The 4,100-nt window shown below is 36.9% G+C and carries 5 protein-coding genes; 4 read left to right on the top strand and 1 reads right to left on the bottom strand.

The window, feature by feature from the left end:
• Positions 1 to 348: 348 nt before the first annotated feature.
• Positions 349 to 993, top strand: a complete 645-nt coding sequence (gene pdeM / locus NZD88_RS21220; RefSeq protein ID WP_259831824.1) for a ligase-associated DNA damage response endonuclease PdeM — start codon at positions 349 to 351, stop codon at positions 991 to 993.
• A gap of 88 nt (positions 994 to 1,081) precedes the next feature.
• Here pdeM and NZD88_RS21215 read toward each other — a convergent pair whose 3' ends face one another.
• Complete coding sequence (locus tag NZD88_RS21215; protein ID WP_259831822.1) at positions 1,082 to 2,302, bottom strand: MFS transporter; 1,221 nt, start codon at positions 2,300 to 2,302, stop codon at positions 1,082 to 1,084.
• Positions 2,303 to 2,455: 153 nt separating this feature from the next.
• Between NZD88_RS21215 and NZD88_RS21210 the strand changes: the two genes are divergently transcribed.
• From NZD88_RS21210 to NZD88_RS21200, 3 genes are all read left to right on the top strand, one after another.
• Positions 2,456 to 3,046 carry a TetR/AcrR family transcriptional regulator gene (locus tag NZD88_RS21210; RefSeq protein ID WP_259831820.1) on the top strand — a complete coding sequence of 197 codons (591 nt, stop codon included), beginning with the start codon at positions 2,456 to 2,458 and terminating at the stop codon, positions 3,044 to 3,046.
• A 68-nt stretch (positions 3,047 to 3,114) separates the two neighbouring features.
• Positions 3,115 to 3,573: a hypothetical protein gene (locus NZD88_RS21205; RefSeq protein WP_259831818.1), complete on the top strand. Its 459-nt coding sequence runs from the start codon at positions 3,115 to 3,117 to the stop codon at positions 3,571 to 3,573.
• Between the two features lie 2 nt (positions 3,574 to 3,575).
• Positions 3,576 to 3,878, top strand: coding sequence for a DUF3817 domain-containing protein (locus NZD88_RS21200; protein ID WP_169233198.1), 303 nt, complete (start codon positions 3,576 to 3,578; stop codon positions 3,876 to 3,878).
• Positions 3,879 to 4,100 lie beyond the last annotated feature (222 nt).

The raw sequence follows: 4,100 nt of genomic DNA, 5'->3' as shown, positions 1-4,100 counted from the left end.
GAGTTTTAGAGTTTTAGAGTTTTAGAGTTTTAGAGTTTTAGAGTTTTAGAGTTTTAGAGTTTTAGAGTTTTAGAGTTCAAAGTTATAAATTATGAGTGATGTGGTTGGTTCGGATTTCATGATCCGAGATTGGCTATTTCAGGTTTCTGGGTCATGATAGAAATATAAATTGACAATAATTTATCCGGATCCTCGATTCCCCTTCTATGAAGGGGTGGATTTTTGCAAAGCAAAAAGACGGGGTAGTTAAAACATAAAAGATCATTGATGAATAATAATTGATATATCATCGTATAAAATTTTCCTCTTCCAGCTTCCAACCTCATTAATACATTTTACAAAAAAAAATTGAACATCGCAGTAAAAAATATCACCCTCAACAATGAAGTTTTCACCTTAACCAATCAGCGTGCGGCATTTTGGAAAAAGGAGAAAGCACTGATCTTATCTGATCTTCATATTGGAAAAACCGCCCATTTCCGGAAAAACGGAATTGCATTAGCCAATCAAATTATGAAAAGTGATTTGGAAAGGCTTTCTGTTCTGATTGAATATTTCCAGCCGGAAAAATTCATTGTGGTCGGAGATCTGCTTCATGCCGGAGACAACTCGGATGTAGATGAATTCTGCCGTTGGAGAAATCAGTATCCTGATCTTCAATTCTATCTTGTGGAAGGAAACCACGACCGCCTGTCAGCGAAATTAGAGAAAAAATTATGCTTAAATTTTAAATCCGAATTATTAACAATTAATGGATTTACTTTTATTCATGATTTTGATAAAACATTGGCGGAATTTCAGATTACAGGACATATTCATCCTGGTGTTGTATTGAACTCTTCTGTAAAAAAAATAAGGCTTCCGTGCTTTGTTCAGACTCAAAACCAACTGTTATTACCAGCCTTCAGTGAATTTACAGGATTGGATACCAAAAACATTCCTAAAGGTGGAAAATTCTTTGTATTTACAGATGCTGAGATTCATGAAATTTAAAATAAGGATAAGGCTAAAACTAAATATAGAGACTAAAAAAAGACTGCCCAATTACGGACAGTCCCTGAAAATATAAAAACAGGTGAAATTATTTTTGATTTTTGCTTAAACGGATGCTGTAAACTGTGATCAATACTGTAGCCAGTAAAAACAAAGCGCCTATCCACGGCGTACTTGCCAATCCTAAGGAAGAAGTGACGATAAGACCACCGGTATAAGATCCAATAGCAATTCCTATATTGAATGCCGCAATATTAACTCCTGATGCCACATCTTCCGTTCCCGGAAGTTCTTTTTCGGCAATTTGTACAACCAAAAGCTGCAGCCCCGGTACCGTGGCAAACGACAAACCTCCTAAAAGAAATAAAGTGATGATGCTTAAAATCTGATGATCTGCCGTGAAATAAAAGGCTAATAATACCAACCCCTGTGCTGCAAACATCCAGAGAAGTGCCTTTAAAGGATTTTTATTCGCTGTTTTACCTCCTAAAAGATTCCCTAAAGCAATAGCGATTCCGTAAATCAGAAGAATAAACGTCACCGTAGATTCCTGAAATCCTGTGATCTCCTGTAAAATTGGAGATAAGTAAGTGAACACTACAAATGTTCCTCCATATCCCATCGCAGTCATTAAAAATGCAAAGACCATACGTCTGTTTCCAAATACCTTCGGAAGACTTTTTAAAGAGGCAGTCTGATCGCTTTTAAGGTTTTTCGGAACCAGCAGCATACTTGCTACCAGGCCTATGATTCCCAGAATAGAAACGCCTATGAAGGTCGCTCTCCATCCGAAATGCTGTCCGATAAAAGTACCCAAAGGAACTCCGGTTACGATCGCAAGGGTAAGTCCTGCAAACATAATTGAAATAGCAGTGGCTCTTTTTTCCTCTGGAACCAGCGAAGCCGCAATAGTTGAACCGATAGAAAAGTAAACCCCATGGGCAAATCCTGTAAGAATTCTGGCCATCACCAACGTAATAAATCCTGGAGCAATAGAAGCCAGTCCGTTTCCGATGACGAATAACAGCATGATGGAAATCAGCAATGCTTTACGGGGTATTTTTCCTGTTAATGCCGTTAATATGGGAGCTCCTATCGCTACTCCTATCGCATATAAACTCACGAGAAGTCCAGCCGAAGGAATACTGATTCCAAGGTCTCCTGCCACAGTAGGAAGAAGTCCTACAATGACGAATTCTGTGGTTCCGATTCCAAATGCACTAATCGTCAATGCCCACAATGCGGCCGGGAGACCTTTGCTTTTTGCAGTAGATTCTGTTTTGATCTGTATTTCTTTTTGATCATTCATCGTGTTATAATTTTGTTGTGTTTGACGAGACAAATTTCCGACGAATTAATGTATTATAAAAATTATTTAAATTGTAGTTTAATATCAGAATAATGATAGTTTGTTTTTTTGTTCAAAAATTCCGTTCCTTTGCATTAAAGCCAGATTCTCCCAATGAAAAAATCAGAAGCAACCCGCCTGAATATCCTTCAGAAAGCCTTTGAACTAATCTATACAAAAGGTTACCAGACCACCAGTGTAGATGAGATCATTGCAACCACACAGGTGACAAAAGGTGCCTTCTATTATCATTTTAAAACAAAAGATGAGATGGGGCTGTCCATCATTAACGAACTTCTGAAAAGCAATTTTCAAAGTACTTTTATTGAACCCCTTCAAAACAGTGACCAGCCGTTGGAAAGCATTTACAAGATGGTCTATGGCATCTTAATGGAAAACGATTTTTTAAAGGTTGAATACGGCTGCCCCACTTCCAATTTCACCCAGGAAATGGCTCCCTGGCATGTAGAGTTTACGAAAGCATTGAATGAATTGTCCGGGCTTTGGGAAAATGCAATGATCACCTGTATTGAAAACGGGAAGAAAGAAGGTACCGTAAAAGAACATGTGAATGCCAAAGAAATTGCAGTATTCGTTATGTCCGGATATTGGGGTGTACGAAATTTAGGAAAACTGGAAAATTCAAAATCCGTGTATCTCACTTATTTAAAGGGACTTAAATCTTATTTTAAATCCATGGAATAATTTTTTATCAAAAAACATACTAATTAGTATGTTTTTATTATACCTTTGATGCGTTCAAAAAAGTTACCATGTACCAGACCCTTACCTATTTGCACTCCACATTTCGCTGGATCGTTCTATTAAGTCTTGTTTATGCTCTATGGAGAGCTTTTAGAGGTTATTTTTATCATCAAACATTTTCGAAAACAGATGATTCGGTAAGACATTGGACCGCCACTATTGCCCATATTCAATTGATCTTTGGAATCATTCTGTATGTTAAAAGTCCTATTGTAAAGTATTTCTGGAAAAACTTCAGTGAAGCAAAAGAATCTCTGGACCTGCTTTTCTTTGGACTGATTCATATTTCCCTCATGTTCACTGCTATTGTACTGATTACGATTGGTTCGGCTTTAGCTAAAAGAAAAAATATTGATAAGGAAAAATTCAAAACGATGCTGATCTGGTTCGCTATTGCTCTTGCTGTTATCTTTATAGCGATTCCGTGGCCGTTCTCCCCATTTGTTAACAGACCTTATTTCAGATAATCATGATACATTTACTAAAAACAAAAATCGGACGCCTGAGAATCCTTGCTATTTTGGAAGGAATATCTCTATTAACTTTAGTTTTCGTTGCCGTTCCTTTGAAATATTGGCTGGGAAATCCTGCCCTTGTCAAGATGATGGGACCCATTCATGGAACTCTGTTTCTGCTTTTTCTTTTCAATACCCTAAGCGTAGGTGTTGAGCAGCACTGGAAATTTAAGGAAACTACATGGAAAGTGATTCTGGCATGTTTTATTCCTTTCGGAACCTTTTATATCGACAAAAAAATTCTAAGCAGGTTATGAAAATGTATTGATATTTTGTGGAATTGTGCTTACCATTTATGTAATTTACCCGATTTACATGTGCATAACGGCGGAGCATGGAGTGATCTTCAGGCTTTGATAAAGTAAGGAAGTTTGAAGCTGGAGGTTATTGAGATTTTCATCGAATATCCATGTGATAAGTTTGTCAAATAGAATAAATCATTTGAAATAGTTAAAATATCTTTAAAATATTAATCATTG

Origin of the sequence: Chryseobacterium pyrolae (genome assembly GCF_025153485.1) — a bacterium.
In the GTDB taxonomy this organism is placed as follows: domain Bacteria; phylum Bacteroidota; class Bacteroidia; order Flavobacteriales; family Weeksellaceae; genus Chryseobacterium; species Chryseobacterium antibioticum.
This window is presented reverse-complemented; position numbering and strand designations above follow the sequence as displayed.

Bases quoted from the DNA above. Each gene is read 5' to 3' on its own strand.
- NZD88_RS21215 (WP_259831822.1), bottom strand. From the start codon at position 2,302: ATGAATGATCAAAAAGAAATACAGATCAAAACAGAATCTACTGCAAAA.
- NZD88_RS21210 (WP_259831820.1), top strand. From the start codon at position 2,456: ATGAAAAAATCAGAAGCAACCCGCCTGAATATCCTTCAGAAAGCCTTT.
- NZD88_RS21205 (WP_259831818.1), top strand. From the start codon at position 3,115: ATGTACCAGACCCTTACCTATTTGCACTCCACATTTCGCTGGATCGTT.
- NZD88_RS21200 (WP_169233198.1), top strand. From the start codon at position 3,576: ATGATACATTTACTAAAAACAAAAATCGGACGCCTGAGAATCCTTGCT.